At 63.9% G+C, this 26,271-nt stretch carries 20 protein-coding genes and 1 pseudogene; 11 read left to right on the forward strand and 10 right to left on the reverse strand.

Going from position 1 to position 26,271, the window contains the following annotated elements; all coding sequences use genetic code 11:
- Positions 1-20: 20 nt before the first annotated feature.
- A complete protein-coding gene (locus tag B7P44_RS24480) occupies positions 21-1,163 on the reverse strand; it encodes a glycerophosphodiester phosphodiesterase (RefSeq protein WP_084908541.1) in 1,143 nt (380 codons plus the stop codon).
- Positions 1,164-1,494: 331 nt separating this feature from the next.
- Here B7P44_RS24480 and B7P44_RS24485 point away from each other — a divergent pair, with 331 nt between their 5' ends.
- The 3 genes from B7P44_RS24485 to B7P44_RS24495 all read left to right on the forward strand — a co-directional run bounded on the left by B7P44_RS24485 (position 1,495) and on the right by B7P44_RS24495 (position 5,057).
- Positions 1,495-2,559: a phytoene/squalene synthase family protein gene (locus B7P44_RS24485; protein ID WP_084908542.1), complete on the forward strand. Its 1,065-nt coding sequence runs from the start codon at positions 1,495-1,497 to the stop codon at positions 2,557-2,559.
- A gap of 472 nt (positions 2,560-3,031) precedes the next feature.
- The gene (locus B7P44_RS24490; protein ID WP_084908543.1) at positions 3,032-4,249 is read left to right on the forward strand and encodes a porin; all 1,218 of its coding nucleotides are present in this window, start codon (positions 3,032-3,034) and stop codon (positions 4,247-4,249) included.
- Positions 4,250-4,457: 208 nt separating this feature from the next.
- A complete protein-coding gene (locus B7P44_RS24495; protein ID WP_084908544.1) occupies positions 4,458-5,057 on the forward strand; it encodes a hypothetical protein in 600 nt (199 codons plus the stop codon).
- Between the two features lie 150 nt (positions 5,058-5,207).
- Here B7P44_RS24495 and B7P44_RS24500 read toward each other — a convergent pair whose 3' ends face one another.
- The 6 genes from B7P44_RS24500 to B7P44_RS24525 form a co-directional block, all read right to left on the reverse strand.
- A complete protein-coding gene (locus B7P44_RS24500; protein ID WP_084908545.1) occupies positions 5,208-6,695 on the reverse strand; it encodes an efflux transporter outer membrane subunit in 1,488 nt (495 codons plus the stop codon).
- A 10-nt stretch (positions 6,696-6,705) separates the two neighbouring features.
- Complete coding sequence (locus B7P44_RS24505) at positions 6,706-7,860, reverse strand: ABC transporter permease (protein WP_084908546.1); 1,155 nt, start codon at positions 7,858-7,860, stop codon at positions 6,706-6,708.
- Positions 7,857-8,804: an ABC transporter ATP-binding protein gene (locus B7P44_RS24510; RefSeq protein ID WP_084908547.1), complete on the reverse strand. Its 948-nt coding sequence runs from the start codon at positions 8,802-8,804 to the stop codon at positions 7,857-7,859. Before B7P44_RS24510 ends, B7P44_RS24505 begins: the two co-directional genes overlap by 4 nt.
- Entirely contained in the window at positions 8,801-9,766 is a 966-nt protein-coding gene (locus tag B7P44_RS24515; protein WP_084908548.1) for an HlyD family secretion protein, read from the reverse strand. Before B7P44_RS24515 ends, B7P44_RS24510 begins: the two co-directional genes overlap by 4 nt.
- The gene (locus B7P44_RS24520; protein WP_084908549.1) at positions 9,763-10,437 is read right to left on the reverse strand and encodes a TetR/AcrR family transcriptional regulator; all 675 of its coding nucleotides are present in this window, start codon (positions 10,435-10,437) and stop codon (positions 9,763-9,765) included. Before B7P44_RS24520 ends, B7P44_RS24515 begins: the two co-directional genes overlap by 4 nt.
- 184 nt (positions 10,438-10,621) lie before the next feature.
- A complete protein-coding gene (locus tag B7P44_RS24525; protein ID WP_084908550.1) occupies positions 10,622-10,840 on the reverse strand; it encodes a hypothetical protein in 219 nt (72 codons plus the stop codon).
- A gap of 477 nt (positions 10,841-11,317) precedes the next feature.
- Between B7P44_RS24525 and B7P44_RS24530 the strand changes: the two genes are divergently transcribed.
- The 7 genes and pseudogenes from B7P44_RS24530 (at position 11,318) to B7P44_RS36645 (ending at position 22,659) form a co-directional block, all read left to right on the forward strand.
- Complete coding sequence (locus tag B7P44_RS24530; protein WP_084908551.1) at positions 11,318-19,849, forward strand: hemagglutinin repeat-containing protein; 8,532 nt, start codon at positions 11,318-11,320, stop codon at positions 19,847-19,849.
- 1 nt (position 19,850) lies between these two features.
- Positions 19,851-20,198, forward strand: a complete 348-nt coding sequence (locus B7P44_RS24535; protein WP_084908552.1) for a colicin immunity protein — start codon at positions 19,851-19,853, stop codon at positions 20,196-20,198.
- Between the two features lie 160 nt (positions 20,199-20,358).
- The gene (locus B7P44_RS37590; protein WP_193834309.1) at positions 20,359-21,141 is read left to right on the forward strand and encodes a hypothetical protein; all 783 of its coding nucleotides are present in this window, start codon (positions 20,359-20,361) and stop codon (positions 21,139-21,141) included.
- 7 nt (positions 21,142-21,148) lie between these two features.
- Entirely contained in the window at positions 21,149-21,571 is a 423-nt protein-coding gene (locus B7P44_RS36640) for a hypothetical protein (protein WP_133117894.1), read from the forward strand.
- A 27-nt stretch (positions 21,572-21,598) separates the two neighbouring features.
- Positions 21,599-21,787: a hypothetical protein gene (locus tag B7P44_RS24545; RefSeq protein WP_084908553.1), complete on the forward strand. Its 189-nt coding sequence runs from the start codon at positions 21,599-21,601 to the stop codon at positions 21,785-21,787.
- Between the two features lie 94 nt (positions 21,788-21,881).
- A pseudogene (locus tag B7P44_RS24550) lies at positions 21,882-22,238 on the forward strand (ShlB/FhaC/HecB family hemolysin secretion/activation protein); the annotation flags it as partial.
- Positions 22,239-22,488: 250 nt separating this feature from the next.
- Positions 22,489-22,659 (forward strand): hypothetical protein, encoded by a 171-nt coding sequence (locus tag B7P44_RS36645; RefSeq protein ID WP_157721096.1) that lies wholly within the window; start codon positions 22,489-22,491, stop codon positions 22,657-22,659.
- Here B7P44_RS36645 and B7P44_RS24555 read toward each other — a convergent pair.
- The 3 genes from B7P44_RS24555 to pdxR form a co-directional block, all read right to left on the reverse strand.
- Complete coding sequence (locus B7P44_RS24555) at positions 22,653-23,078, reverse strand: cupin domain-containing protein (protein WP_084908554.1); 426 nt, start codon at positions 23,076-23,078, stop codon at positions 22,653-22,655. The genes B7P44_RS36645 and B7P44_RS24555 overlap by 7 nt on opposite strands.
- Positions 23,079-23,088: 10 nt before the next feature.
- A complete protein-coding gene (locus B7P44_RS24560) occupies positions 23,089-23,526 on the reverse strand; it encodes a carboxymuconolactone decarboxylase family protein (protein WP_084908555.1) in 438 nt (145 codons plus the stop codon).
- 116 nt (positions 23,527-23,642) lie between these two features.
- Positions 23,643-25,103 carry a MocR-like pyridoxine biosynthesis transcription factor PdxR gene (pdxR, locus tag B7P44_RS24565; protein WP_084908556.1) on the reverse strand — a complete coding sequence of 487 codons (1,461 nt, stop codon included), beginning with the start codon at positions 25,101-25,103 and terminating at the stop codon, positions 23,643-23,645.
- Between the two features lie 218 nt (positions 25,104-25,321).
- Between pdxR and B7P44_RS24570 the strand changes: the two genes are divergently transcribed.
- Positions 25,322-26,239, forward strand: coding sequence for a LysR family transcriptional regulator (locus B7P44_RS24570; RefSeq protein WP_084908557.1), 918 nt, complete (start codon positions 25,322-25,324; stop codon positions 26,237-26,239).
- Positions 26,240-26,271 lie beyond the last annotated feature (32 nt).

The following is a 26,271-nucleotide window of genomic DNA, read 5'->3' on the forward strand; positions in this document are numbered from 1 at the left end:
CGCGCGCCTGTTCCCCGTGCTTAACGCCGGAACGTATCGACCGCCGTGCGGCCGACGGCCGGATCGTCGGTGAAGAAGCCGTCGATGCCCGCGCGCAGGTACGCCTGGATCTCGCGCACCGAGCCGGCGGTGTTGCGCACGCTCGCCGCGCCGCCGTCCTTCAGCGACGCCGGCAGGAAGTTGTTTTCCGGCCGGAACGTGTACGGATGCACGACGAGGCCCGCCTCGTGCGCGTAGCGCACGTACGGGGTAGGCTGCTGCAGCGTGCCGTCTGTGTTCACCGCGATGATCGACGTCTTGTACGGGCCGACGCCGTTCGCATAGGTCGCGACCTCGCGCATCCCGTCACGCGTCGACAGGTCGCCATACGTGCGATTGTCGTTCGCCTTCACGAAGTCGTACGGGCGCTGCGCCGCGTCGTCCATCAGCTGCACGAGCTTCCAGTTCGGCTGGCTCGAGCGGATCCGGTTGCGGATCGCCTTCAGGTTAGCGACCTCGAACGACTGGATGTAGATGGTCGCGGTGGTCGCGGTGTACGGATCCTTCCGGAGCGCGTCGACCAGGCGGTCCTCGAGCGGCAGGCCGATCGACTGGAAGTAGGTCGGGTGCTTGGTCTCCGGATACAGGTGGATCGTGCGGCCGACCTGCGCGGACATCTGCTTCGCGAGCGCGACGATCTCGTCGAAGGTCGGAATCTCGTACTGGTCGTTGTACGCGGTGTTCGCCGGACGGAACTTCGGAATGCGCTCGCGTGCGCGCAGCGTCTTCAGCTCGGCGAGCGTGAAGTCCTCGGTGAACCAGCCGGTCAGCTGCACGCCGTCGATCGTCTTGGTCGCCTTGCGGCTCGCGAACTGCGGCAGCGTCGACACGTTGGTCGTGCCGGAGATCTCGTTCTCGTGGCGCGCGACGAGCACGCCGTCGCGGGTCGAGACGAGGTCGGGCTCGATCACGTCGGCGCCGTCCTCGATCGCCTTGCGGTACGACGCGAGCGTGTGCTCGGGGCGCAGCGCGCTCGCGCCGCGATGGCCGACCACCTGCACCTTGGCGGAGAGCGGCTGCGTGGGGTCCCGCGTGATTTCGTCGCCGCCGCAGCCGGCGAGCACGAACGTGGCGGCGCAGGCGACGGGGACGCAGCGGAGGGCGAACGAGCGCTTGAAAAACATGTCGGTGAACCTTCGGAATGGAAATTGGAAATGACGGATGTCGGGGCGCCCTGCGCGCGACGTGCGCGGGCGTGTAAACGATGCCGAACGGGACGCGATCGTCTCATCGGATCATTACATCTATATTACCTGCTGCTTTCTGGTAGATTCGCGCCGCGCCAGCCAGTCCGTGGGCAAGTCTTGCGCCGGATGCACTAAACTTGCGGGACTTTTGCATCGCCGGGCCGGGCGGACCGCCGGCCGGGCCGGGCGATGCGGCGACTCGCGGACGGGGGCGGGCGCCGGCCGCCGCGCGCGTCCGGCCCGCGCTCCGGCCGAATTTCCCGGACCCATGACGAACCACACCGATTCCGCCTATCTGCTCGGCGACCTCCTGAAGAACGTTTCCCGCTCCTTCTACCTGACGCTGCGCGTGCTGCCCGACGGCATGCGCGACCCGGTCGGTCTCGCTTACCTGCTCGCGCGCGCGGCCGACACGATCGCGGACACCGCGCTCGTCGCGCCCGACCGCCGCGCGGCGCTGCTGACGCAGCTGCGGGAGAACATCGAACGGCTCGACGACGGCGTCGCGCTGTCGCACGCGCTCGAAGACGTGACGCGGATGCAGACGGATTCCCACGAACACGTGCTGCTCGGCTCGATGCAGCCGATGCTCGCGCTGCTGCGCACGCAGTCGGACGCAGACAGCGCGGCGATCCGCAAGGTCGTCGCGACGCTGACGTCGGGGATGGAGTTCGACCTGCGCACGTTTCCGGACGAGCAGGCGGGGCAGGTGGCCGCGCTGCCGTCGCGCGAGCTGCTCGATCGCTACACGTATCTCGTCGCCGGCTGCGTCGGCGAGTTCTGGACCGACATGACCGGCATGCACACGCGGGCCGCGCGGCGCTGGGACCTGCCGGACATGCGGGAGAAGGGCATCCGCTTCGGCAAGGCGCTGCAGATGACCAACATCCTGCGCGACTGCGCGAAGGACCTGCGGATCGGCCGCTGTTACCTGCCGCAGGAGGTGCTGGACGCCCATGGGCTCGGCGTGCCGGACCTGCTGGCGCCGGATGCGTCGCCGCGCGCGCGGGCCGTGCTGTTTGACCTGCTGCGCGTCGCGCTCGCGCAGTACCGCGACGCATGCCTGTACACGGTCGCGATTCCGCGACGCTTCGTGCGGCTGCGGCTGGCGTGCCTGTGGCCGATCCTGATCGGTCTCGAGACGCTGAAACTGCTCGCCGCCCATGATGCGTGGCTCGATCCGGCGCGGCCGGCCAAGGTGACGAGAAAGCGCGTCTACCGGATCATGGCGTCGTCGCTCGCGATCGTCGGCTCGAATGCCGCGATCCGCGCACGGGTGACGCGCCTCGTCGACGCGGTCGACGCGTTGATCCGGACACAGGCCCGCTCTTGACGGAAAGAGAATCTGTGGTCAGCCCCGGTGCAATGCCGGGCGCCAGTGCTTCGACATCCGCAACATTCCACCTCATTGATCACGCCGCCGTGCGACGTTTCGGTTGACGAAATACGTTTGCCACATTCGTCAGCCATCCTGCGCGGCCATGCGGAATGCAATGAAAGCCTGCGTCGGCCGATTCGTCTGACGAGCCGGTCACGCGGGCGTCTGACGACGTGAGACGGGCGCGGCGCACACGTAAAAATGTAAAGCTAGGGTTTTCACCGGGAAACGCCTGAAACCGGTGCCAGTCATGCCGTTGCGGGCGACGCGTAACTGTCTGGTGAACCTTCGCGTTGCGCCGATCATACGATGACCGACTATGCGTGTTGGGAAATATTCGGTAATCCGTCAGAATTGCGTCCGCATGTACTCGCACATGTGTCACAACCACACCAGATAAGAAACATTCTTTGAGGACGGAGAATCAATGAAAAAGCGCGTCGCTGTCGCCATGACGGCAGCTGGCCTTGCGGCCGTCACCACCGCACACGCACAGAGCAGCGTGACCCTGTACGGTATCGTCGACAACGGTCTTGCTTACCAGAACAACGCGGCGCCGTCGACCGGCGCAACGTCGGGCGGTCACTCGAAGTTTCTGATGTCCACGGGCGTGTGGGCGGGCAGCCGCTTCGGCCTGAAGGGCAGTGAGGATCTGGGTGGCGGCACGAAGGCGGTGTTCCAGCTCGAAGCGGGCGTGCGGACCACCGACGGCACGTCGACGTTCTCGAACGGCATCTTCACCCGCCAGGCGTGGGTCGGCCTGACCAACGCGACGTACGGTACGCTGACGGCCGGCCGCCAGTACACCGCGTACTACACGCTGCTGTCGCCGTACAGCCCGACGACCTGGCTGACCGGCTACTACGGCGCGCACCCGGGCGATATCGACTCGCTGGATACCAGCTACCGCGCGAACAACTCGCTCGTCTACATTTCGCCGAAGATTTACGGCTTCACGGTTGGCGGCTCGTATTCGTTCGGCGGCGTGCCGGGCAGCGTGAACCGCGGCTCGACGTGGAGCGCGGCGATCCAGTACCTGAACGGTCCGGCAGGCATCGCGGTCGGCTACCAGCGTATCAACAACTCGGCGCTGGGCGGCGGCACCTGGGGTGCGAACTCGACGGCCCAGAACGGCCTGACGGCGGCGGGCGACGGCAACCAGCCGGCCCAGTCGGCGATCAACAACGGCTTCCTGAAGGCCCAGTCGCAACAGCGTTTCGCCGTGACGGCGGGCTACCAGTTCACGCCGGCGTGGGACATCTCGGTGTCGTACTCGAACGTCCAGTACATCCCGGGCACGCTGTCGGGCTTCAACAACACGGCGATCTTCAACACGGGCGGCGCCGTGCTGCACTGGAAGGCGAACGCGCAGTGGGACTTCGCGGCCGGCTACTCGTACACGGCAGCGACCCAGTCGAACGGCATCACGAGCTCGGCGAAGTACCACCAGGTCACGCTGTCGCAGTACTACAGCCTGTCGAAGCGCACGGGCCTGTACGCGGTTGAGGCTTACCAGCACGCGAGCGGCAACACGCTCAACAAGGGTGCGATCGTCCAGGCAACGACCTCGATCGGCGACGGCGTCGCCGCTGGCGCAGGCCAGAACCAGATCGGCGTCGGCGTCGGCCTGATCCACCGCTTCTGATTCCGCGCGGCGCGCGAGCGCCGCATCCGGAACGCGGTACCCAAACCGGCCTTCGGGCCGGTTTTTTCTTTTTGAGCCGGACGCGCCGGTTTCCCCGAAGAGCGGCGACACACGACGGCCTTCCCGGGCCGAAGTCGCGACTTCCGGCGCATTTCTCCGATCGCGCGCGGCCCGTACGCTTCTTCTTACCAACACACGAGGAGAAGCGATGAAGATCTTCTACATGAACCAGGGCGGCGGCGGGCAGTGGGGCGCGGTCCCGTACCGGGATTTCGACCTGGTGCTGCTCGCCGAATCGGCTGTCGTCAAACAGGGATTCGCGCTGAACTGGAGCGGCGGCAATCCGGTGATGTCCGTTCAGCAGAAGGAGGACGCCGGACGCGTCATTACCGGGGTCACGGATCTCGACGTACTGGCGCAGCAGGTCCGTCCGCTCGCGACGTTCACGATCCGCGGCGACGACATCCGCGTGGTGTTCGTTCACCTGAAGTCCGGCAACGTCAAGTATGCGACCGATGCGCTCAACGCGGCGGTCAGCGCCATTGTCGACAAGGGGCAGTTCGGACATCAGAGCACACAGAAGACCCTCTGGATCGGCGACTTCAACCGCGCGAACGACAGCGAGCTGATACGCGGATGCAATGCGCAGGTGCTGTTTGCCGGCGGCGGATACTCCGATTGGGATCTCGATCGTGTCTATGCGTCGGGCGACTGGCGCGGCTACGCCTGCACCGCGAAGAAAAAGTCGTATGCCGGCGCCGACAACAACCACGCCGGCATCGAAATCTCGATCGATCGCACCGGTTGAGCCGGCGACGCATCGACGACGCGGCATGCGAGGCCGCGTCGTCCGCCCGGCGGCGCGCGACTGGCGCCACCGGGCGCGCATCGCCGGGGTGCCGTTTCATGGTCCTGTCACCCGGCTCGACGGGGCCATCTTTTTCATGCCGGCGCGCCGTCATGGCGCGGCGTCCTCCATCCGGCTTCCCCCCAACGCCTGAAACAGCGCCGCCGTGTCGGCGAGCCGGTCCGCCTGCGCGCGCGTGCGGTCGAGCGCGGTCTGCAGCGCCTGCCGTTGCGCGTCGAGCCAGCCGAATTCGCTGAGCCCGCCTGCCGCGTAGCGGTCGGCCGAAATCGCATTGCCGGCGTCGGCTTCGTGCGCGGCCACCTCGCGCGACTGCAGCGCCGCCGCATCCTGCTCGACGGCGCGCAGCGCGTCGGCAACCTGTTGCAGCGCCTGCAGCACGGTCTGCCGGTAGACGGCGAACGCCGCGTCGTAGGCCGCTTCGGCCGCACGCTTGCGCGCGCGCAGCTCGCCGCCGTGAAACAGCGGCTGCGTCAGGTTCAGCCCGATGTTCCAGATGTTCAGGCTGTTCACGAGGTCCGCGATGCGCATGCGCTCCGAGCCCGCGCCGGCCGAGATCGCGAAGCGCGGGTACAGGTTCGCGGTCGCGACGCCGACGTTCGCGCTCGCCTGATGCAGCAGCGCTTCGGCCGCGCGGATGTCGGGCCGTTCGCGCGCCAGCGTCGACGGCAGCGTGACCGGCAGGGCGGCGGGCAGCGCGAGCGCGTCGAGCGATACGTCGGGCAGGTCCGCGTCCGCCGGCGGCTCGCCGAGCAGGATCGCGAGCCGGTGCCCGGCCTGCGCGAACTGGGCCGTGAGCGGCGGCAGCGACCCCTGCGTCTGCGCGAGCAGCGTGCGCTGCGCGTGCACGTCCGCGAGCGGCACGCCGCCAGCCGCATGGCGCGCTTCGACGATGCGCAACTGGCGCGCCTGCGCGTCGACGAGCCGGCGGGTCAGCGCGATCTGCTGCGCGAGCGATGCGCGTCGGATCACCGTCGCGACGACGTTGCCCGCGAGCGTCAGCCGCGCCGCATCGAGCTCGTAGGACTGGTAGTCGACCTGCGCGCGCAGCGCCTCGAGCGCACGCCGGTTGCCGCCGAACACGTCGAGCACGTACGACACGCTGACCGACGCGTTGTACAGCGTGAACGGCCCCGGCGGCGGCACGCTGCCTGGTAGCCCGAACGCCGCGATGTCGACTTGCTCGCGCGTGCCGGACAGCTTCGCGTCGACGCTCGGCAGCAGCGTCGCGCCGGCTTCGGCGACGTAGTTTCGGCGCGCCTCGTCGAGTCGCGCGCGTGCTTCGTCGAGCGTCGGGCTGTGCCGCAGCGCGTCGTCGACGAGCCGGTTCAACGGTGCGGAGCCGAACTGCGTCCACCACTGCGGCGGCGCGTGCGCGGCCGTCGAGAAAGTTTGCGCGTTACCCGCCGCGCCGCTTGCGGAAACCGTCGTCGCGGGTGCCTCGCCGCGCGTGTAGCGCTGTGTCGGCGGCGCGGCCGGCGGGCTGAAGTCAGGCCCGACTGCGCATCCGGCGATCAGCAAGACGGCGGCAGCGGCGACGCCGCATGCGGCAGGGCGGGCGCGGCGCGGGGCGGGCGGCATCGTCGGGTCCCTAGTCGAGCGTGCGCCGGTAGAAGCGCAGCGCGATGGCCATCACGACCACGGTGAACACGGCGACGGGCCACACCGACGGCCACAGGTCGGCCCAGCCGTTGCCCTTGAGCAGGATGCCGCGCACGAGGCGGTTGAAATAGGTGAGCGGCAGCAGGTTGCCGATGAACTGCGCCCACTTCGGCATCCCGGCGAACGGGAACATGAAGCCGGACAGCAGGATGTTCGGCAGGAAGTAGAACACGGCAAGCTGCATCGACTGCAGCTGGTTCTGCGCGAGCGACGACAGCGTGATGCCGACGGTCAGGTTCGCGGCGATGAACAGCAGCGCGGACAGGTAGATCGCGAACACGCCGCCGACGAACGGCACGTCGAACACGAAGCGGGCGGCCGCGAGGATGATCGACACCTGGATCAGCCCGATGAACACGTAGGGCACGATCTTGCCGGTCATCACCTCGAGCGGCAGCACGGGCGTCGCGAGCAGGTTCTCCATCGTGCCGCGCTCGCGCTCGCGCGTGATCGCGAGGCCGGTCATCATCACCATCGTCATCGTCAGGATCACGCCCATCAGGCCCGGCACGACGTTGTACTGCGTGATCCCTTCCGGGTTGTACAGGCGGTGCAGCACGACGTCGAACGCGGCCGGGCGGCCGTTCAGGCGCGTGAGCGGGCCGGTGAGGTCCTTGTCGGCGACCGGCTGCACGAGGCCCGGCAGCGCGCCGATCGCGGACGCGGTCGCGACCGGGTCGGTCGCGTCGGCTTCGACCAGCAGCGCGGGCCGCTCGCCGCGCAGCAGCCGCCGCGAGAAATCGGCCGGCACCGTCAGCACGAACTGCACGTCGCCGCGCGCGAGCGCATGCCGGCCGGCTGCTTCGTCGGGCAGCGTCTCGACGATGTCGAAGTACGCGGAATTGCGCATCGCCGCGATGAAGCTGCGCGAGAACGGGCTCGCGTCGGCGACGATCACCGCGGTCGGCAGGTGCTTCGGGTCCGTGTTGATCGCGAAGCCGAACAGCGTGAGCTGGATGATCGGCACGCCGACGATCATCGCGAACGTCACGCGGTCGCGGCGCAGCTGCAGGAATTCCTTCAGCACGATGCTCCACCAGCGCGCGATCGAGAACGACCAGCGAAACCGCGACGGTGTGCTCATCGCGCGGCTCCGTCGGCGTGGTCGGGCGTGCGGCTCATCAGGTAGATGAACACGTCCTCGAGGCCGGTGTCGATCGGCTGGACCTGCAGCGACGCGTCGGTCGCGACCTGCTCGACGGTCGCTTCGAGCGCGCGGCGGTCGCGGCCGCTCACGTGCAGCGCGGCGCCGAACACGACCGTCTGGTCGACGCCCGGCATCGCGCGCAGCCGCGCGGACAGCTCCGTCAGGCGCTCGCCGCCGATCGCCCAGGTCGCGAGCCCCTGCGACGCGACGATCTCCGCCGACGTGCCTTGCGCGAGCAGCTCGCCGTACGCGATGTACGCGAGCTTGTGGCAGCGCTCGGCCTCATCCATGTAGTGCGTGCTGACGAGCACCGAGATGCCCTGCGCGGCGAGCCGGTGCAGCTCCTCCCAGAAGTCGCGGCGCGCGGCTGGATCGACGCCGGCGGTCGGCTCGTCGAGCAGCAGCAGCTCGGGGCCGTGCAGCATGCACGCGGCGAGCGCGAGCCGCTGCTTCCAGCCGCCGGACAGCGCGCCGGTCAGCTGGTTCGCGCGGCTCGCGAGGCCGAGCGTGTCGAGCGCGCGTTCGACGGCCGCCTTGCGGTCCGGCATCCGGTACACGCGCGCGACGAAGTCGAGGTTCTCGCGGATCGACAGGTCTTCCCAATACGAAAATCGCTGCGTCATGTAGCCGACGCTGCGCTTGATCTGCGCGCTCTCGCGCACGATGTCGTAGCCGAGGCAGGTGCCGCTGCCCGAGTCGGGCGTGAGCAGGCCGCACATCATCCGGATCGACGTCGTCTTGCCGCTGCCGTTCGGGCCGAGGAAGCCGAAGATCTCGCCGCGCGCGACGCGCAGCGACACGTCCTTCACGACGTGCTTGTCGCCGAAATGCTTGTTCAGCCGGTCGACGTCGATCGCGTACGGGACGCTCGGCGCGCTCATGGAATCCTCACGGCGACCGGCTGGCCCGGGTGCAGCTTCGGCGCATCGGCGACGGCCGGCCGGGCTTCGATCATGAACACGAGCTTCGTGCGGCTTTCGTTGCTGTAGATGACGGGCGGCGTGTACTCGGCCTGGCTCGACACGTAGGTGATGCGCGCGGGCACGTCGGCCGCGCAGCCGTCGCAGTGGATCGCGACCGCGCGGCCGGGCGCGAGCGACGCGACGACGCTCTCGGGCACGAAGAAGCGCACCTTGACGTTCTGCGGCGGCAGCATCTGCACGACCGGACTGCCGGCCTGCACCCATTCGCCGAGCCGGTACAGCGTGTCGTAGATGCGCCCGGCCGCCGGCGCGGCAACGCGCTTCTGGTCGAGCTTCCATTGCGCAACGGCTACGGCCGCTTGCGCCGCGTCGACCTGCGCGGCCTGCGCGGCGATCTGCTGCGAACGGCCGGGCAGGCGCGCGACGTCGACCTGGCTCTGCAACTCGCGCACCTGGGCGGCGCTCGTGCGCGCCGCCGTGCGCGAGTCGTCGAGCTGCTGCGCCGAAATGCCGCCGGCCCGGTATTGCCGTTCGTCGCGCGCGAGCTGGTCGGCGGCCTTGCCTGCCTGCGCGACGGCCTGCGCCAGCTGCGCTTTCGTGACGTTCACTTCCGGCGGGCGCTTGCCGGTCCGCAGGTCGGCCAGCTGCGCCTGCGCGGCTGACAGCTGGTGCTGCGCCTGCTGCAGCGTCGCCGTTTCGTTGACCGCTTCGAGCGCGAACGCGGGCGCGTTCGCGGCGACGCTCTGGCCGCGCTGCACGGCCAGTTGTGTCAGCGTGCCCGATTGCGACGACGACAGATAGACGAATTCGCCTTCGACGTAGCCCTGGTAAGTCGCGCGCACGTCGGCGCGCTGCCCGCAGCCGGCGGCCAGCGCGACGCCGGCGGCCAGTACGAGCGACGTGGCGCGCAGCGCGTTCACGATCGGCTCCCGGAGCCGGTCGGCGGCTGCATGCCGAACCCGAGCAGCGCGCCGACGTGCCGCTGCAGCACGCCGCGATCGATCGGCGGCAGCCCGCGCGCGCTTTGCCACAGCTTCGCGGTCGCGAGCGGCAGCATCACGAGCGCGATGATCGACTGGAACAGGAGCGCGGGTTCGAGCGCGGGGTTCACGACGCCAGTCTGCTGCGCGCGCCGGATGCGTTCGGCGAAGCGGCCGATGTGTTCGAGCGGGATGCGCTTGACCATCCGCTCGCGCAACTGGCCGCCTTCGTTGACGATCTCGCGCAGCCACAGCGACGGCAGCCACGGCATCCGCGCGGTGACGTCGAAGAAGCGGTCGACGAGCTCCGCGACGAGCGCGAATGGATCGCTTTCGACCTGCGGCTCGGTCGGCCGCCAGACGAACGCGATGACCTGCGCGAGGCGCTCCTCGACGATCGCGTCGAGCAGCTGCTCGCGGTTCGTGAAGTAGTAGTGGACCATCGCCGACGTGACGCCGGCGGCCGCCGCGATCTGCGCGACCGTCGTCGCCGCGATGCCACGCTCGGCGAACAGGCTCGTCGCGACGTCGAGCATGTGGTTGCGCAGGTCGAAGTCGTCCACCGACGGGCGGCGCCCGCGCGGCTTGGCGGCAGCGGATTTCGGGTTCATGCAGACGACGCTAATTGACGGGTTAGTTAATTTCAAGGAAGGGTTTTCGACGAAGTTGACGGTCGTCAGGCGGAGCGTGAGGCGGGGCGCGGGTGTGCGGGGTGGGGGCGGGACGGCGCGGCGGAGGGCGGCGTGGTTATGAAGGGAGCGGCTACAGAAACGTGGCGGTTCCGGTTCCGGCGGGTCAGCGACATCCGTTGACGATCCAGTCGCTGAACGTCATTGGCGCGGCTCCGTGCAGCACGGGCTGCGACGGCATGGCGTCGATCGACTGTCTGCCGAACCGCCAGCTGGCGCTTCCACTCAGATGCAGAAGCAGATAGGAGTAGTCCAGCCCATCGGCGCGGATTTTTTGCGCGGTGCGGGGCATGCCGTGGGTGACGATGCGGCCGGGATTCTGCAAGCACGCAGTCCGATCGTGAACTGCCCCAGGCGGGTCGCTTCGAAGCGGCAGTAGAACGGTATCGACGACCGCGATCGTGTGCAGTATTCACGATTGGCATCTTGTCTAAAACCACGTCGAACCTATCCCAATAAAGTCACGCCCTGTTTCGAATTGACATTCTGAAGACATTATGAAAATGTTAATTCGGGAGTGTTTTTTTAATATATTCCTTGGCTTGATCGGGGGAAATCGAGACTTCGCTCATCGATTTGATCATCTCTGACAATGCGCAGTACCTCGCGTCTGCTACGATCGCGTCACGGATAGAGGGGATCAATTGCACGCGGTACGTCTGAAGCGTGCAACCGCGACGTGCATGAGCAAAAATATCGTCATCCTAATTCTCATCGCGGTCTAGATTAACGGCGTCCGACCGAGCGGACGTTGAATTCAATTGAAATCTGAAGCAGAGGCGCGACCCGCGTCGGATGAATAATGAACAAGAATCGCTATCGGGTGGTTTTCAATCGCGCGCGTGGCGCGATGATTGTCATTCAGGAAAACAGTAATACTGCGCGTGCGGCCGGAATTGCGCGGGGATCGCATGCGTCGCTCGGATCGACAGGATTTCGTGTCGTGTGGCAGCCCATCGCGATGGCCGCTGCATTGCTGTTCGGCGCGCCGCTGCTGAGTATCGCGCAAATCGTGCCGACGCCGGGCACGAATACGCACCTCATCCAGACGCAAAATGGGCTGCCGCAGGTGAATATCGCTGCGCCTTCGGGGGCTGGCGTGTCCGTGAATACGTACAACCAGTTCGACGTCCAGAAAAACGGCGCGATTCTGAACAACTCGCCCACGATCGTTCAAACGCAGCAAGCGGGCTACATCAACGGCAACCCGAACTTTGGTCCGGGCCAGTCTGCGCGAATCATCGTCAACCAGGTCAACAGCGCGAACCCGTCTCAATTGCGAGGGTATGTCGAGGTCGCGGGTAGCCGCGCGGAAGTCGTCCTGGCGAATCCGTCCGGCATCGTCGTCGATGGCGGGGGATTCATCAATACAAGCCGCGCCACGTTGACGACGGGCCAACCGTACTATGGCGCCGATGGGTCGCTCGGAGGGTTCAACGTAACCCGCGGCCTGATTTCCGTGCAAGGGGCGGGCCTCAATGCTGCGAATGTCGATCAGGTCGACCTGATTTCCCGTGCGGTGCAGGCGAACGCGGCAATATATGCGAAAAACCTGAACGTCGTCGCGGGGGCGAATCAGGTCAATCACGACACGCTGGCCGCGACGCCGATCGCCGGCGAGGGTGCGGCACCTGCGATTGCGATCGACGTGGCGCAATTGGGCGGTATGTACGCGAATCGCGTCTTTCTCGTAAGCAACGAGTTTGGTGTTGGGGTTGCGAACGCAGGAACAATCGCCGCCCAGGCAGGCGATCTGACGCTGCAATCGAATGGCCAACTCGTACTCACGGGCAAGACGACGGCGAGCGGTAATTTCACCGCAACCGCGAACAGTATTCAAAATTCCGGCACGACGTATGCACAACAGAACGTCAATGTATCGACGGGCGGCGCGTTGTCGAACAGTGGCACGCTTGCGGCGCAGCAAAATACAACGATCAACGCGGGCAGTATCAATTCGACGGGAACGCTCAGCGCAGGCGTCAATAACGACGGTTCTGTCGGAAAGGGCGGCGACCTGAATTTGTCGAGCACGGGCCAGCTGACGGCGACCGGTCGGAACGTCGCAGGCGGTAACGCGTCGATTTCTGGTGGCGCTGTCAATCTTTCCGGCAGTCAAACGGCTGCGAACGGCAATCTCTCGCTGAAGGCGAATGCGGGCGACCTGAACCTTTCCAATGCGACGACGAGCGCAGAGGGTGCGATCAATGCCAATGCGGCGGGTGCGTTGATCAATGATCACGGAAGCCTGTCAAGCGGCAGTCATGCAACGCTCGCTGCGGGCAGCATTTCGAACCAAGGCGGCAAGGTATCGACGCAAGGTCCGCTGACTGTGCAGTCGTCCGGCCAATTCGCCAATCAGGGCGGTACGCTTGTATCGGAAAGTTCGATGCAGGTGCACGGCGGCGCGCTCGCGAATAACCGAGGGACGATACAAAGCGCAGCCGGAATGATTATTTCCGGAACGTCGTTGGACAATTCGGCGGGGCGAGTCACGTCATTGAACAGCGACGGCCTGTCGATCACAACGACCGGGCAACTGATCAACGCGAGCGGTACGACCTCAACCGGTGCGCAAGGCGGTGTGATCGGCAGTAACGGTGGCGTCAATGTACAAGGCGGCACCATCGTCAATCAAGGCGTAATCACGGCCAATACGGGCCTGCACGTGATCGGACAATCCGTTGACAACTCGGGCGGCTCGCTGAAGGCAGCACAGTCCGTGACAGTCGATGCGGGCGCGCGTTTGTCGAACGCGAACGGTACGATCGTTGGTCAGTCGGCGACCGTGAACGGCACCACGATCGACAACAGCGGCGGCACGGTACAGGCGACGCAGGTTGCGTTGAATGGTACCGATCTTGTCAATCACAGCGGCGTTATTACGCAGACCGGAACCGGTCCGATCGCGGTTAATGTCTCCGGTACGCTCGATAATTCGCAAGGCGGCACGCTGCAGACCAACAGCACGGACTTGACGCTCGCATCGGCTACGTTGCTGAACGACGGCGGCACGATCACACATGGCGGATCAGGCACGCTGATGGTGAAGCCGGGCAACGGCACAGGTGCTTTCAGCAATGTCGGTGGCTCCGTAGTTACCAATGGGCAGGCCGCGATTCAGGCGGGTTCATGGAACAACGCGCAAGGGACTTTCGCGGCGCGTCACGGCATTGTCGCGAACATCGCGGGCAATCTGGCGAACTCGCAAGGCTTGATTCGCTCGCAAGCGGGTATGTCGTTGACGAGCGGCGGCACGCTGGACAACCAGAACGGGAAAATTGCAGCGGGCACCGATGCTCGTCCGGATACGAGCACGCTGAGTGTACAAGCAGCAACGATTCAGAATTCGGGCGGGCTGATTGCGGATTTGGGTACCGGCGCGACATCGGTACAAGGCGGTAGTCAACTGCTCAACAGCGCAGGCACGATCACTGGTAACGGTGACGTGACCGCGCAGGCTTCTTCGATCGCCAATACGAACGGCGCGCAACTGAGCGGCGCGAACGTTCAGGTGCGTAGCGACACGCTCGACAATAGCGGCGGCAAAATCGGTAACGTTGCCGATGGTAATGTCGATATCGGGACGACCGGCGCGATTACGAACACGAACGGGAAAATCGGTGCGACGCGCGATCTGACGGTATCGGCTAACACGCTGCTTGGTGGCGGCACGTACAGTGCGGCCCATGATGCGTCGTTGAATTTGCAGGGCGATTTCGCTAGCACGGCGGCCTATCAGTTCAGCGCCGGTCATGATCTTGCCTTCACGTTGCCCGGTACGTTTGCCAACAGCTCGGGCCTGCAATCGGTCAACAACCTGTCGATCAACGCAGGCGACATCGTGAACAGCGGCGCAATCGCGGCCGGGAATCTGCTGAAAACGCATTCGAATACGCTCACTAATACCGGCGTGATGGTCGGTGGCAGTGCTTCGCTCGTTGCCGACAGCACGCTGTCGAACCTCGGTCCGACTGCGCTGATTGGCGCATCGGATAGCAACGGCACGCTCGAACTGCTATCACGGGATATCGAAAACCGGGACGATACGACTGCGACGGACGCGATGGCGCAGACGGCGATTTACGGCTTGGGCAAGGTCGTGCTGGCGGGTGGCAAGGATGCGAACGGGAATTACACGAAGGCAGCACTGATCCGTAACCAGTCGGCGTTGATCCAGTCCGGCGGCGACATGGAATTGCATTCGGATCAGGTGACGAACACGCGTCGCGTGATGACGACGACCGGCTATACCAACAATGTCGATCCGGCGTGGTTGCAGCAGCTTGGCATCAGCATGTCCGGTTGCGTGGCCTATTTCATGGACGCATGTAACGGCGCATATCAGGTTCCGGGGATTGATCTTGCAAAGGCTGATCCTTCTGTTATCGAACAATTGAAGAAACAGATCGGCGGCGTCTTTATTGATCCGCCCCATGAAGGCCAATGGAATAGCAGCTATCAACGCACGACCTATACAGGTGTCGCGACTGCAAATACTGTAAAAGACATCAGTCCTGCTGGCCAAATTGTTTCGGGCGGTAAACTCGGAGCATCGTCGGTTGGCACGCTTCAAAACTATTGGAGCAATATTGCCGCTGTAAATGGCATTGAAATGCCTGCAAATTACGATGCGGACGGCTGGAAAGCATCGGGACAGCAAGCACCAAGTCTGACAGTCACTTATTCTGGGAATTATCACTACAACAACTACGACAACAGTGAACACGACTGGACATATTCATTCTGCGATAAAGGATGTAATGGTCCGGCCGATGTGAAGGAATTCAAGATTCCCGATTATCAATCGACGCTTGTCACGAATGGCACGTTGTCAGGTACAGGTGTGAGCATCAACAACACGGCAGGCAACGCGTCGATTCCGTCGCTTGGATTGGTGGCTGGTCAGTCGTTGCCCGTTAATTCCGGCGCGGTGCACGGCACCACGCCGACGATGGTCAATCCGGTGATTGCGAGTGCGACTGCGCTCAACGTCCTGAATAATCTCACCATTCCGCAAGGCGGGTTGTTCAAGCCGATCACTTCACCGAATGCACCGTACATCATCGAGACGAATCCGGCGTTCACGAATCAAAAGAATTTCATTTCGAGCGATTATTTCTTCCAGCAGATCGGCGTTGACCTGACGCACATTCCGAAGCGGCTCGGCGACGGCTTTTACGAGCAGCAGTTGGTACGCAACGAAATTACGTCGTTGACGGGCAAGGCCGTGTTGGGACCGTACACGGATACGCAGTCGATGTACGAATCGCTGATGGCGGCCGGTGCATCGCTGTCGAAATCGCTAAACCTTCCGCTTGGCATGAGCCTGTCGCCTGAACAGGTTTCGCAACTGACGAGCAACGTGATCTTGATGGAGACGCGCGTCGTTGACGGGCAGTCGGTCTTGGTGCCGGTCGTCTATCTGGCAAAAGCCAGTCAGGAAAACTGGAATGGTCCGCTGATCGCCGCGAATGACATTGACCTGAAGAACGCACAAACGTTCACGAACAGCGGCACGATGAAGGCGGCGAATACGCTGTCGGTGGACGGCAAGCAGATCGACAACGCATTCGGCGCGCTGCAAAGCGGCGGCTTGATGAAGCTGACGACGACGGGCGACGTCGATCTGACATCCGCGAACGTGAAGGCCGGTAGCTTGCAGCTGGACGCGGGGAAAGACCTGATTCTCGATACCGCAACGAAAACCGTCAAGCAAGTCAACGACACGGGCGCAACGCGCATCACGACGATGCTCGGGCCGCAGGCGAAAATCGATGTCGCAGGCAATGCGGCGATCGTGACTGGAGGGAATTTCCAGCAAAACGCGGGAGACCTGAACGTCGGCGGCAATTTGGGGATGCAGGTCGGGGGCAACTGGGATCTCGGTGCGCAGCAGACTGGCGAGCACAAGGTCGTGCATCGCGCAAATGGTGTGTCGGACGTGGACGTCAATCAGACGATCGGCAGTTCGGTGAAGGTCGGCGGCGTGTCTCAAATCGGCGTCGGCGGCGACCTGACGGCGAAGGGCGCGCAGATCGATCTTGGTCAGGGTGGCACGGTGGCCGTGAAGGGCGATGTGTCGCTTGGTACAGCGAGCGCAACGTCCACCATCAACAGCAATAGTTCTAGCAGCAGTCGTGGCCGCAGTTCGGCTGCAACCCTGCATGCCGTGAATGAACGTGTGACCGGCACGACGTTGAAAGGCGGCGACACGGTAAATATCGTGTCGGGCAAAGACATTACGCTTTCCGGCAGCACGATCAGTCTCGACAAGGGCAACGCGAATCTGCTTGCAGCAGGTGACGTGAACGTCGGTGCGGCGACGGAAACGCACGATTACAGTTCGCGCGAAACGCATAGCCGTAGCGGCGTGTTGAGCGGAACGAAGATCGCAAGTGGGATCGACCAGGCTACGACGATCAGCAGCGGCAGTACGATCTCGGCCGATGGTGTAAATATCGTCAGCGGGAAAGACATCAACGTCACGGGCAGCACAATCGTCGGTACCAACGACGTTGCGCTGAATGCGGCGCACGATGTGAATATCACGACTTCGCAGGATAGCGTTCAATCGTCCACTTACTACGACAAGAAAGAAACTGGTTTGCTGTCGAATGGCGGGCTGTCGGTGTCGGTCGGCTCGCGCTCGATGTCGGACAAACAGCAATCGGCCAGCGTAACGAACAACGGTAGCGCAGTCGGTTCGCTCAACGGCAACGTGTCGATCAGCGCGGGTAATGACGTGCACGCGACCGGTAGCCTTCTGCATGCGGCTAACGATCTCAATGTTGCGGGCAAGTCCGTTACGATTGATTCGGCTTACGACACGACGAGTCAAGCCGAGCAGCAGCAATACCGTCAGGCGGGCTTGACCGTCGGAATTACCAATCCGGTTGTGGCCGCCGTCCAGACCGGTCAACAGATGGCGAACGCGGCACAGCACGCGAAAGGTGATCCGCGTCTGCTGGCTTTGGCCGCTGCGACGACCGGGCTTGCGGCAAAGAACGCTTACGATGCTGTGGGCGGCGATCCGGTCAAGGCTGCAACGAGCGTCGGCATCAGTATTTCGTTGGGCGCAAGCAAGAGTGACAACCAATCGCAAGCGCAGGCCAGAACGGCAGTCGGCAGTACGCTTTCTGCGGGGAGAAACGTAACGATCGCGGCATCGGGGGCAGGTGCGAATAGCAATATCAACATAATTGGCAGCACGGTTTCGGCTGGAAGCAATACATTGCTGGCGGCTGATGGCGACGTGAATCTGCAAGCGGCGCAAAACACCAGCAGTCAGCATTCGACCAATAGCGGGTCCAGCGCGTCGGTCGGCGTTGCATTTACCGTGGGTTCGCAAAATGGCTTTTCGATCAATGCAGGCGTAGCAGGCAATCGCGGACATGCCGACGGTGATTCGACCACGTGGACGAACACGCACGTAACGGCGGGCGATACGCTGACAATTCAATCGGGCGGCGACACGAACCTCAAAGGTGCGGTTGTGTCTGGTCAGCAGGTCGTGGCCGATGTCGGCGGTAACCTGAATGTCGAGAGCCTGCAGAACACCGACCATTACGATTCGAAGCAGCAGAGCGCGGGCGTTTCGGTGAGCGCCTGTGTGCCGCCGATCTGCTACGGAGGTTCGTCAAGCGTTTCGGCGAATTTCAGCCAGCAGAAGATGAATAGCGATTACGCGGCGGTCGGCGAACAATCCGGTATCAAGGCAGGCGACGGTGGTTTTCAGGTCAACGTAAAGGGCAACACGGACCTGAAGGGCGGCGTGATCGCGAGCAGCGACAAAGCTGTACAGGACGGCGTGAACAGCCTGACGACCGCGACGCTCACGCATAGCGATATCGAAAATCGTGCATCGTACGACGCGTCGTCGGTCGGAATTTCGGGTGGTTACGGTGGCGATATTGGCAAGAATCAGAAAGGCACGGCAGACAACGTCAATCCGGTGCAAGGCACGACGTTGCCGAAGGGTGATGGCGGATTCTCGGTCGCGCCGCCTGTAGCGCTGAGCGCATCCGGTGACGCGAATTCGACAACGCGAAGCGGTATCAGCGGTGGCGCGATCACGATTACCGATGGCACGAAGCAGCAACAGTTGACCGGCCAAACAGCAGCCGAAGTAGTCGCGGATATCAATCGTGATACGTCGAACACGGGCGGCGCACTTGTACCGATCTTCGACAAGGACAAGATTCAAGCCGGGTTCGACATTACGAGTCAGTTCATTAATCAGGCGGGAACGTTCGTGGCAAATCGCGCTGCGGAAGCCGATGCAGCGAAGGCAGCCGCGAACAACCCGAATCTAACGCCAGAGCAAAGGGCGGCGGCTCAGCAGCGCGCCGATGAACTGAACGCTAATTGGGGGCCGGGCGGCACGTATCGTCAGGTGCTGACGGCCTTGTCGGTGGCTGCGGGCGGTAATGTAACGGGGGGCATGGGCCAACTCGCGCAGAATGCGACGGTGGCCTATCTGCAAGAACTCGGCGCAAACCAGGTGAAGCAGATCGCCGACAACCTCGGCAGCGAGGAAGCGCGTGCTGCGCTTCACGCGATTGTGGGGTGTGCGGGCGCGGCGGCCAGTAGCCAGAGCTGTGGTGCCGGTGCGATGGGGGCGGCGAGCAGTTCGGTGCTCGGGAGTTTGCTTGCGCCGTCAGCAAATCTGTCGGCATCAGAGCGGGAAGCGCGCGACAATCTGGTGACGAGTTTGGTGGCGGGCATAGCGGCGGTATCGGGGCAGGATGTTGCAACGGCGACGGGTGCTGGCAAGATTGAGGTGGAGAACAATCAGGTCGCACCGATGGCTCCGGTTCCCGGTTGGCTCGCTGGATTCAAGCTACCGGGATACAAGGGCGAGACGGCAGCCAAGGGCGATGGTGTGATCGCTGATCCGGCGACCGAGTTGGATCCGAGTGCGAAAGCGGGGCCGCTTATTGCGCCGAATCCGGGACCAAAGGTGATTGAGGCGTTGATAACGGCGGCCGTGCCGCAGTGGATTAAAAATTTACTGAGCGGCGGGATTACGGCTGACGGGAGGCCAGTAATCGACACAAAAATTGCTGATCAACTCGGGGAACGAGGGTGGACTGAAAGCGATATTCAGGCTGCGATCAAGAATGGTGCAACAGGAACTAGTGTGGACAAGCGGTCGGCGACGAAATCACCAGACGGCGTCGCAAGAAATGATCCTGCGACGGTGTATGGAACACCCAATGGCTATGTTGTTGTGAATGACAGAACTGGCGAGGTAGTTCAAGTAAGCAACAAGAGGGATCCCGGCTGGATCGCTGATGGAAGAATTAGTTGGAAGGACGCAAAGGGGAGGTGAAATGAGTGACGCGAATGAACGTATTGACCCTTGGAAGTGCTATGCAGATGCAGAGGATTTTTTTTCCCTTCGCGGCAGCATCGTCATGAAACTCACTACAGAGGCGGCGATTGGTGTTTGCGAACGGGCTGCGGAGAGAGGGCTACTCATTTCTCGTGTTGAAGGAGGAATATGGCGTCACCCAGGGTTCGAAGCACGTGTTGATTGCATATGGGATGGCGCAGAACCACCGCTAGACACGACGACTGCAAACGAAAACAACATGGCTGCAATTGAGTTCATTCGGTCAGAATTGCCTGTGCACGACACCTTCATTATCACCTCGTTGCCAATAACTGGAAGAAGTTGACTGAAAGTACCGACTTGATTGTGCAGCGTGGACAGACGTGCGGCGATTTATAGTCAGTGCGAAGTCGATCGACCGGTATTAAGAAGCGCGTGCTGCGCTTCACGCGATTGTGGGGTGTGCGGGCGCGACGGCCAGTAGCCAGAGCTGTGGTGCCGGTGCGATGGGGGCTGCTAGCAGTTCGGTGCTCGGGAGTCTGCTTGCTCCATCAGCAAATCTGTCGGCATCAGAGCGCGAAGCGCGCGACAATCTGGTGACGAGTTTGGTGGCGGGCATAGCGGCGGTATCGGGGCAGGATGTTGCAACGGCGACGGGTGCTGGCAGGATTGAGGTGGAGAACAATCAGGTCGCACCGATGGCTCCGGTTCCCGGTTGGCTCGCGGGATTCAAGCTACCGGGATATAAGGGCGAGACGGCCAGCAAGGACAATGGCGTGATCGCTGATCCGGCGACGGAACTTGATCCGACGATCAAGGTAGGCATGCCGGGGTCGGAGCTTGCTGGATCGAACGTGATTGACCGGATATTTGATGCGCCTACCGTGGACGTGGTTAAGGGGCTGGTTGAATATCTCATTAATTCGATCGGCGGAAAAAACTCCAGTGTTCCACCGTCAATCAAGGGAAGCGATGGAAATCTGCCGGCTGGTATTGGGGGAGTGGGCACACCAATTCCGATGCCACCAAGCAGTAACCCGAACGAGACTGCAGAGCAATTTGCAAAAGATGCATTCAATGGCCAGACACCCGTGAAAGTGGTCAACAACGTTACCGGGGAAGGAAGTTGGGTAGCAATTTTGCCAGATGGAACTGCGGTCACATATCGTCCCGCTGGGCAGGCGTCATCCAAGACCGCTGGCGACACAGCGACCGTGGAGGTCAATAACTCGGCAGTTAAAGCAATCAATAGAGGCGAGATTGCGAAATTTAAATTCCCTGGAAAATGAGGTAGCTATGAATGCGTTCCCGGAAATTGATTACCAAAAGCAACTTATCGTATCTGGACTCGACGATTTCTCTCCTAATGCAGCGCTATCGCAAGTTCTTGGCGGTCAATTTGGATCAAATTCAGAATTATGGCGACAGGCCGTTATAGAATTCCTTTGTATTAATGTTCGGGCAAATCTGCTGGAATGCACGAATCGAAAGGAGATATCCGGCGATGCTGGGGCAATTTTGTTAAGGGAGTTGTTGAATTTTGGGGATAAAAAAAATAACATTGATTCTGAAATAATATGGAATGTTTTGTATTTTAGTGCAACCCAAAATTTGGAGTGCATGTTAAATAAGTTTCAACTGAATAGCTGGGATTCGTTGAATCAAGGGGTTAATTTTAATTTCATAAAAGCTCTCCGGGAAATATATTGTGAAGTTTAGATCTTTGATAAAGAGAAGATTGAGGCGGTGTTTGAGATTGTTGGTCAGTTCGTGAATCAGATGGGGACGCTTGTCGCGAATCGCGCTGCAGAAGCGGATGCGGCGAAGAAGGCGGCGAATGACCCGAGTCTGAGCCCGGAGCAGCGGGCGCAGGCGCAAGCGAAGGCGGATGATCTAGCGAAATTGGGTGCTGGGGCAGTTATCGTCAGGCGCTGACGGTTGCCGCCGAGGGGAACGTGACGGGAGGTGCGGGCCAGTTTGTGCAGGCGGCGACGGTGGCGTATGTGCAGGAATTCGGTGCGTATAAGGGCTGTACTACATCGATGATATGACCATCGGAAGTCACTACACGGTGCGCGGATTCGACGGCGAAGCGATGCTGGCGGCGGCACGCGGCTTCTACTGGCGCAACGAATTGCAGATGCCGATCGGACAGACTGGACAGGCGATTTATGCAGGACTGGATTACGGCCGCGTATGGGGCCCACAGCCGGTCGCGTTGGTCGGCACCCAACTGGCCGGTGCAGTAATCGGCGTCAAGGGCAGCGTCGCGACGCGTTTCGGTGGGTACGGCTACGACCTGTTTGCTGGTACGCCGGTCTACAAGCCATCTGGATTTCCGACCGCGCGTGTGACGGTCGGATTTCAGGTTACGGCGCAGTTTTGAGGAAATTCGAGGATGCAGAGTTGGGCGCGTGCACGGACCAACGATGCGATGTCATCGATCAGCAGGGAGGTCGAAGAGAAGGCGCTGCTTCATAGCCGCCGTGCAATTGAGCGAGCGCTGCGTGAACATGTGCATGCGCTGCTGTCGCCTGAGGCAGACCCTGTTCCGTCGTGTCCGCGCTGCAAAGGGACCGTGATCGACAAAAAGGGATGTACGCACCGAAGCACTGGATGGTTGCCGACGTATCTTTATGCAGGTTGCGGCCAGTATTTCAATCGCCCCGGTTTCATGCCGCTTGCTCATCGAGCGGTTGACCAATTCGATTTCAACGGGCAAGACGAGCGCGGACGACTGGTATGCGCCGGTTGCCGATCAAGCCGCCGGCGCCCGGCACGCCGAGCCCGGCGCGAGCGCCTACTGACCCATCGCCGACTTGAGCGGCGCGTTCTCCCCCGTCAGCCCGAACACGACGAGCTGCGCCGGCTCGGTATCGCTCCCGTTGCGCGACACGAGATGCCGCGAGCCGGGCGGTTCATACCAGCCTTCGCCCGCGCGGTAGCGGCGCAGCGGCCCGTCGTTGACCTGCGACAGCACCTCACCCTTCGACACGACCGCGAACACCGAGCCGAGATGCCGATGCGGCTCGGACGCTTGGCCGGGCGCGTAGTCGACGGTGGCGACCACGGCCAGCTTGCCGGGCGCTTCGGGCACGGCCTGCTTCATGACGGGGCGGACGTTGTCCCCACTGCCGCCGCCGTCGTGCGCATGCGCGGCCGGCATCGTCGCGCCCAGCAAGAGCGCGGCGCACGCGGCGGCGCGCGCGAAAACGCTGCGAGTCATGGCCGTCTCCTTACTCGGGCATCTTGCGGAACGCGATCGCGAAGCGATTCCACGCATTGATCGTCGTCACCAGCAGCGACAGGTCGAACAGCTCCTCGTCGCTGAAATGCGGCTGCACGGCTTCCCAGACGGCGTCCGGCACGTGGTTGTCCGCGACCAGCGTCAATGCCTCGGTCCATTCCAGCGCCGCGCGCTCCCGGTCGGTGAAGAACGGCGTCTCGCGCCACGCGACGACGGTCGCGAGGCGGCGGTCGGTTTCGCCGCCCTTGCGCGCGTCGGTGGTGTGCATGTCCACGCAGAACGCGCAGCCGTTGATCTGCGACGCGCGCAGCCGCACGAGCTCGGCGAGCGGCTTCTCGATCGAGCTTTTGGCGAGGAATTCCTCGGCGTTGCGCATCACCTTGATGGCGTTCGGGCTGGCGGTGTAGAAGTTCAGGCGGGGTTGCATAACAGGTCCTCGTTCGGTTGATGCGCATGGCGGCGCGACAGGACCCAGATTAACGAGCGGGCTGGCCTGCTGGAATGACCAATTTTTAGTAAATCGAGGTAGCCAGTGCATCGCGATCAGACGCCCGCCCGCAGCAGCGCGGCGAGCTGCGCGAGCGCCGTATCGATGCGCGTCGCGTCGATCCCGCCGTAACCGAACAGCAGGCCGGCCTGGCGCGGCGCGTCGGCGTGGAAGGCTGTGATGCCGTACAGCCCGATGTCGTGCGCGCGCGCCGCGGCGATCAGCGCGGCCTCGTCGACGCCGGCCCTGAGGCGCGCGGCGAGGTGGATGCCCGCAGCCGGCACGATCGCGTCGAGCCACGGCGCGAGGTCGCTGCGCAGGTGCGCGAGCAGCACCTTGCGCCGCGCGTCGTAGTGCTTCTGCACGCGGCGCAGGTGGCGCGCGAAATCGCCGTCGAGCATGAAGCGGGCGAGCGCGGTCTGGGTCAGCGTGCAGGTATGCCAGTCGACGATCTGCTTCGCCTTGCACAGCGCAGGGTGCAGCGCGGCCGGCGGAATCGCGTAGCCGATCCGCAGCTCGGGAAAGATCGTCTTCGAGAACGTGCCGACGTAGGCGACGAGGCCCGCGCGGTCGAGGTTCTTCAGCGATTCCATCGGACGTCCCTCGAAGCGGAACTCGCCGTCGTAGTCGTCCTCGATGATGACGGCCCGCCGCCGCTGCGCCCATTCGAGCAGCGCGACGCGCCGCTCCAGGCTCATCGGCATGCCGAGCGGGAACTGGTGCGACGGCGTCACGTAGACGAGGCGCGCGTCGTCGGGCAGCCGGTCGGCGACGAGCCCGTGCGCGTCGACCGGCACGCCGACCACCGTTGCGCCGAGCGACGCGAACGCGGCGCGCGCCGGCGGGTAGCCGGGGTCCTCGACCGCAACGACGTCGCCGGGCCGCACGACGACGCGCGCGAGCACGTCGAGCGCCTGCTGCGCGCCTTGCGTGACGATCACGTCCTGCCAGTTGCAGGCGACCGCGCGGCTGAACGCGACGTAGCGCGCGATCGCGAGCCGCAGCTGCTGGTCGCCGGCCGGGTCGTGATACTGGCCCGGGCCGCGCGCCTGCAGGCGCAGCGCGTGGTGCAGGCAGCGCCGCCACGCGTCGAACGGGAACAGCGTCTTGTCGGTCACGCCGCCGCGGAAATCGAAGCCGAGCGCGGGCAGCGGCTCGGGCATCGCCAGCGCGTCGGGCACGTCGTCCCATACCGCGCGCGCGGTCGGCGCGTCGGCCGGGCGGCGGTCCGCGGCGATCGCCGGCACGGCCGCGGCCGGCCCGTGCGGCACGCGCGCGAGGCCGTCGGCGACGAACGTGCCGTCGCCGCGCCGCGTGTGCAGGTAGCCTTCGGCGACGAGCTGCTCGAACGCGTCGAGCGTCGTCTTGCGCGACACGCCGAGCTGCACGGCGAGATCGCGGGTGGACGGCAGCCTCGCGCCGCCCGCGAGACGCCCGTCGACGATCGCGGCGCGCAGTTGCCGGAAGATCTGGCCGGTCAGGTCGTGACGGCCGTCGATTCGGATCGCGATGTCCATCGCAGTGGCTACCTCATGTTCGAAGATTTCGCCGAAATCGGCATACCGCGAGTATGCCGCCGGACAGGCCATGCGTCGCGATTCGCCACCGAATGGACAGTCGACCGGCTGACGCGTGTGCGTCGGCCGCCGCCAGCGGTGCGCACGGCCGTTTCAGGGTTGGACCGCCGCGCGAGGCTGCCTTACGATGCACGGCGTCCCCAGACCGGAGTGTCGTCATGTTGTCGGAAGAAGAACTTGCATTGCTCGACGCGATCCGCGCGACCGGCAGCCTGTCGCGCGCGGCGGCGCGCCTCGGCAAGGCGCCGTCGACGGTGTCGCATGCGGCGCGGCAACTCGAGTCGCGCTTCGACGCGCTGTTGTTCGACCGGCGCCGCTACCGGTTGCAGCTCACGCCTGCCGGCCAGTTGCTCGCCGACGAGGCGTCGCGCCTGATGCTGGATGTCGCGCGGCTTGCGCAGCGGGTGCGGCAGGTCGCAAGCGGCTGGGAGGACCGGCTGTGGATCGCCAGCGACGAGCTGATCGAGTTCGAGTCGATCGTGCCGGTGATCCGCGCGTTCGATGCGCTCGGTTCGGGCGTGTCGCTGCGCTTCACGCACGAGGTGCTGGGCGGCACGTGGGAAGCGCTGCGCGACGGCCGCGCCGACCTGATCGTCGGTGCGACCAACGAACCGCCGGCGATCCCGGGGCTCAAGTGGTTCGAACTCGGCGCGCTCGACTGGGTGTTCGCGGTGGCGCCGCGCCATCCGCTCGCGGCGGCGCCCGGCCCCCTGACGCGCGACATGATCGGCGCACATCGCGCGGTCGTGGTCGCGGATTCGTCGCGGCTTGGCGCGGGCCGCGCGTACGGCGTGCTTGGCGGGCAGGCGGTGCTGGCCGTGCCGTCGATGCGGGCGAAGATCCTTGCGCAACGCGACGGGCTCGGCATCGGCTGGGTGCCGCGACATCGCGCGGGTACGCTGCTCGCGCGCGGCGAGCTGGTCGAGAAACCGACCGCCGATCCGCGCGAACCGAACGTGATGTATGTCGCGTGGCGTAGCGACCGGGAAGGGCGGGCGCTGCAATGGTGGGTCGACGAGCTGCGCGAAGCGCATCTGGCGCGGCGGCTGCTCGACGGGATCGACGTCTTGCCATAGTCGGGCGCCGGGAGGCCGGTACGCTGCCGGGC

Source organism: Burkholderia ubonensis subsp. mesacidophila (assembly GCF_002097715.1).
Lineage (GTDB): Bacteria > Pseudomonadota > Gammaproteobacteria > Burkholderiales > Burkholderiaceae > Burkholderia > Burkholderia mesacidophila.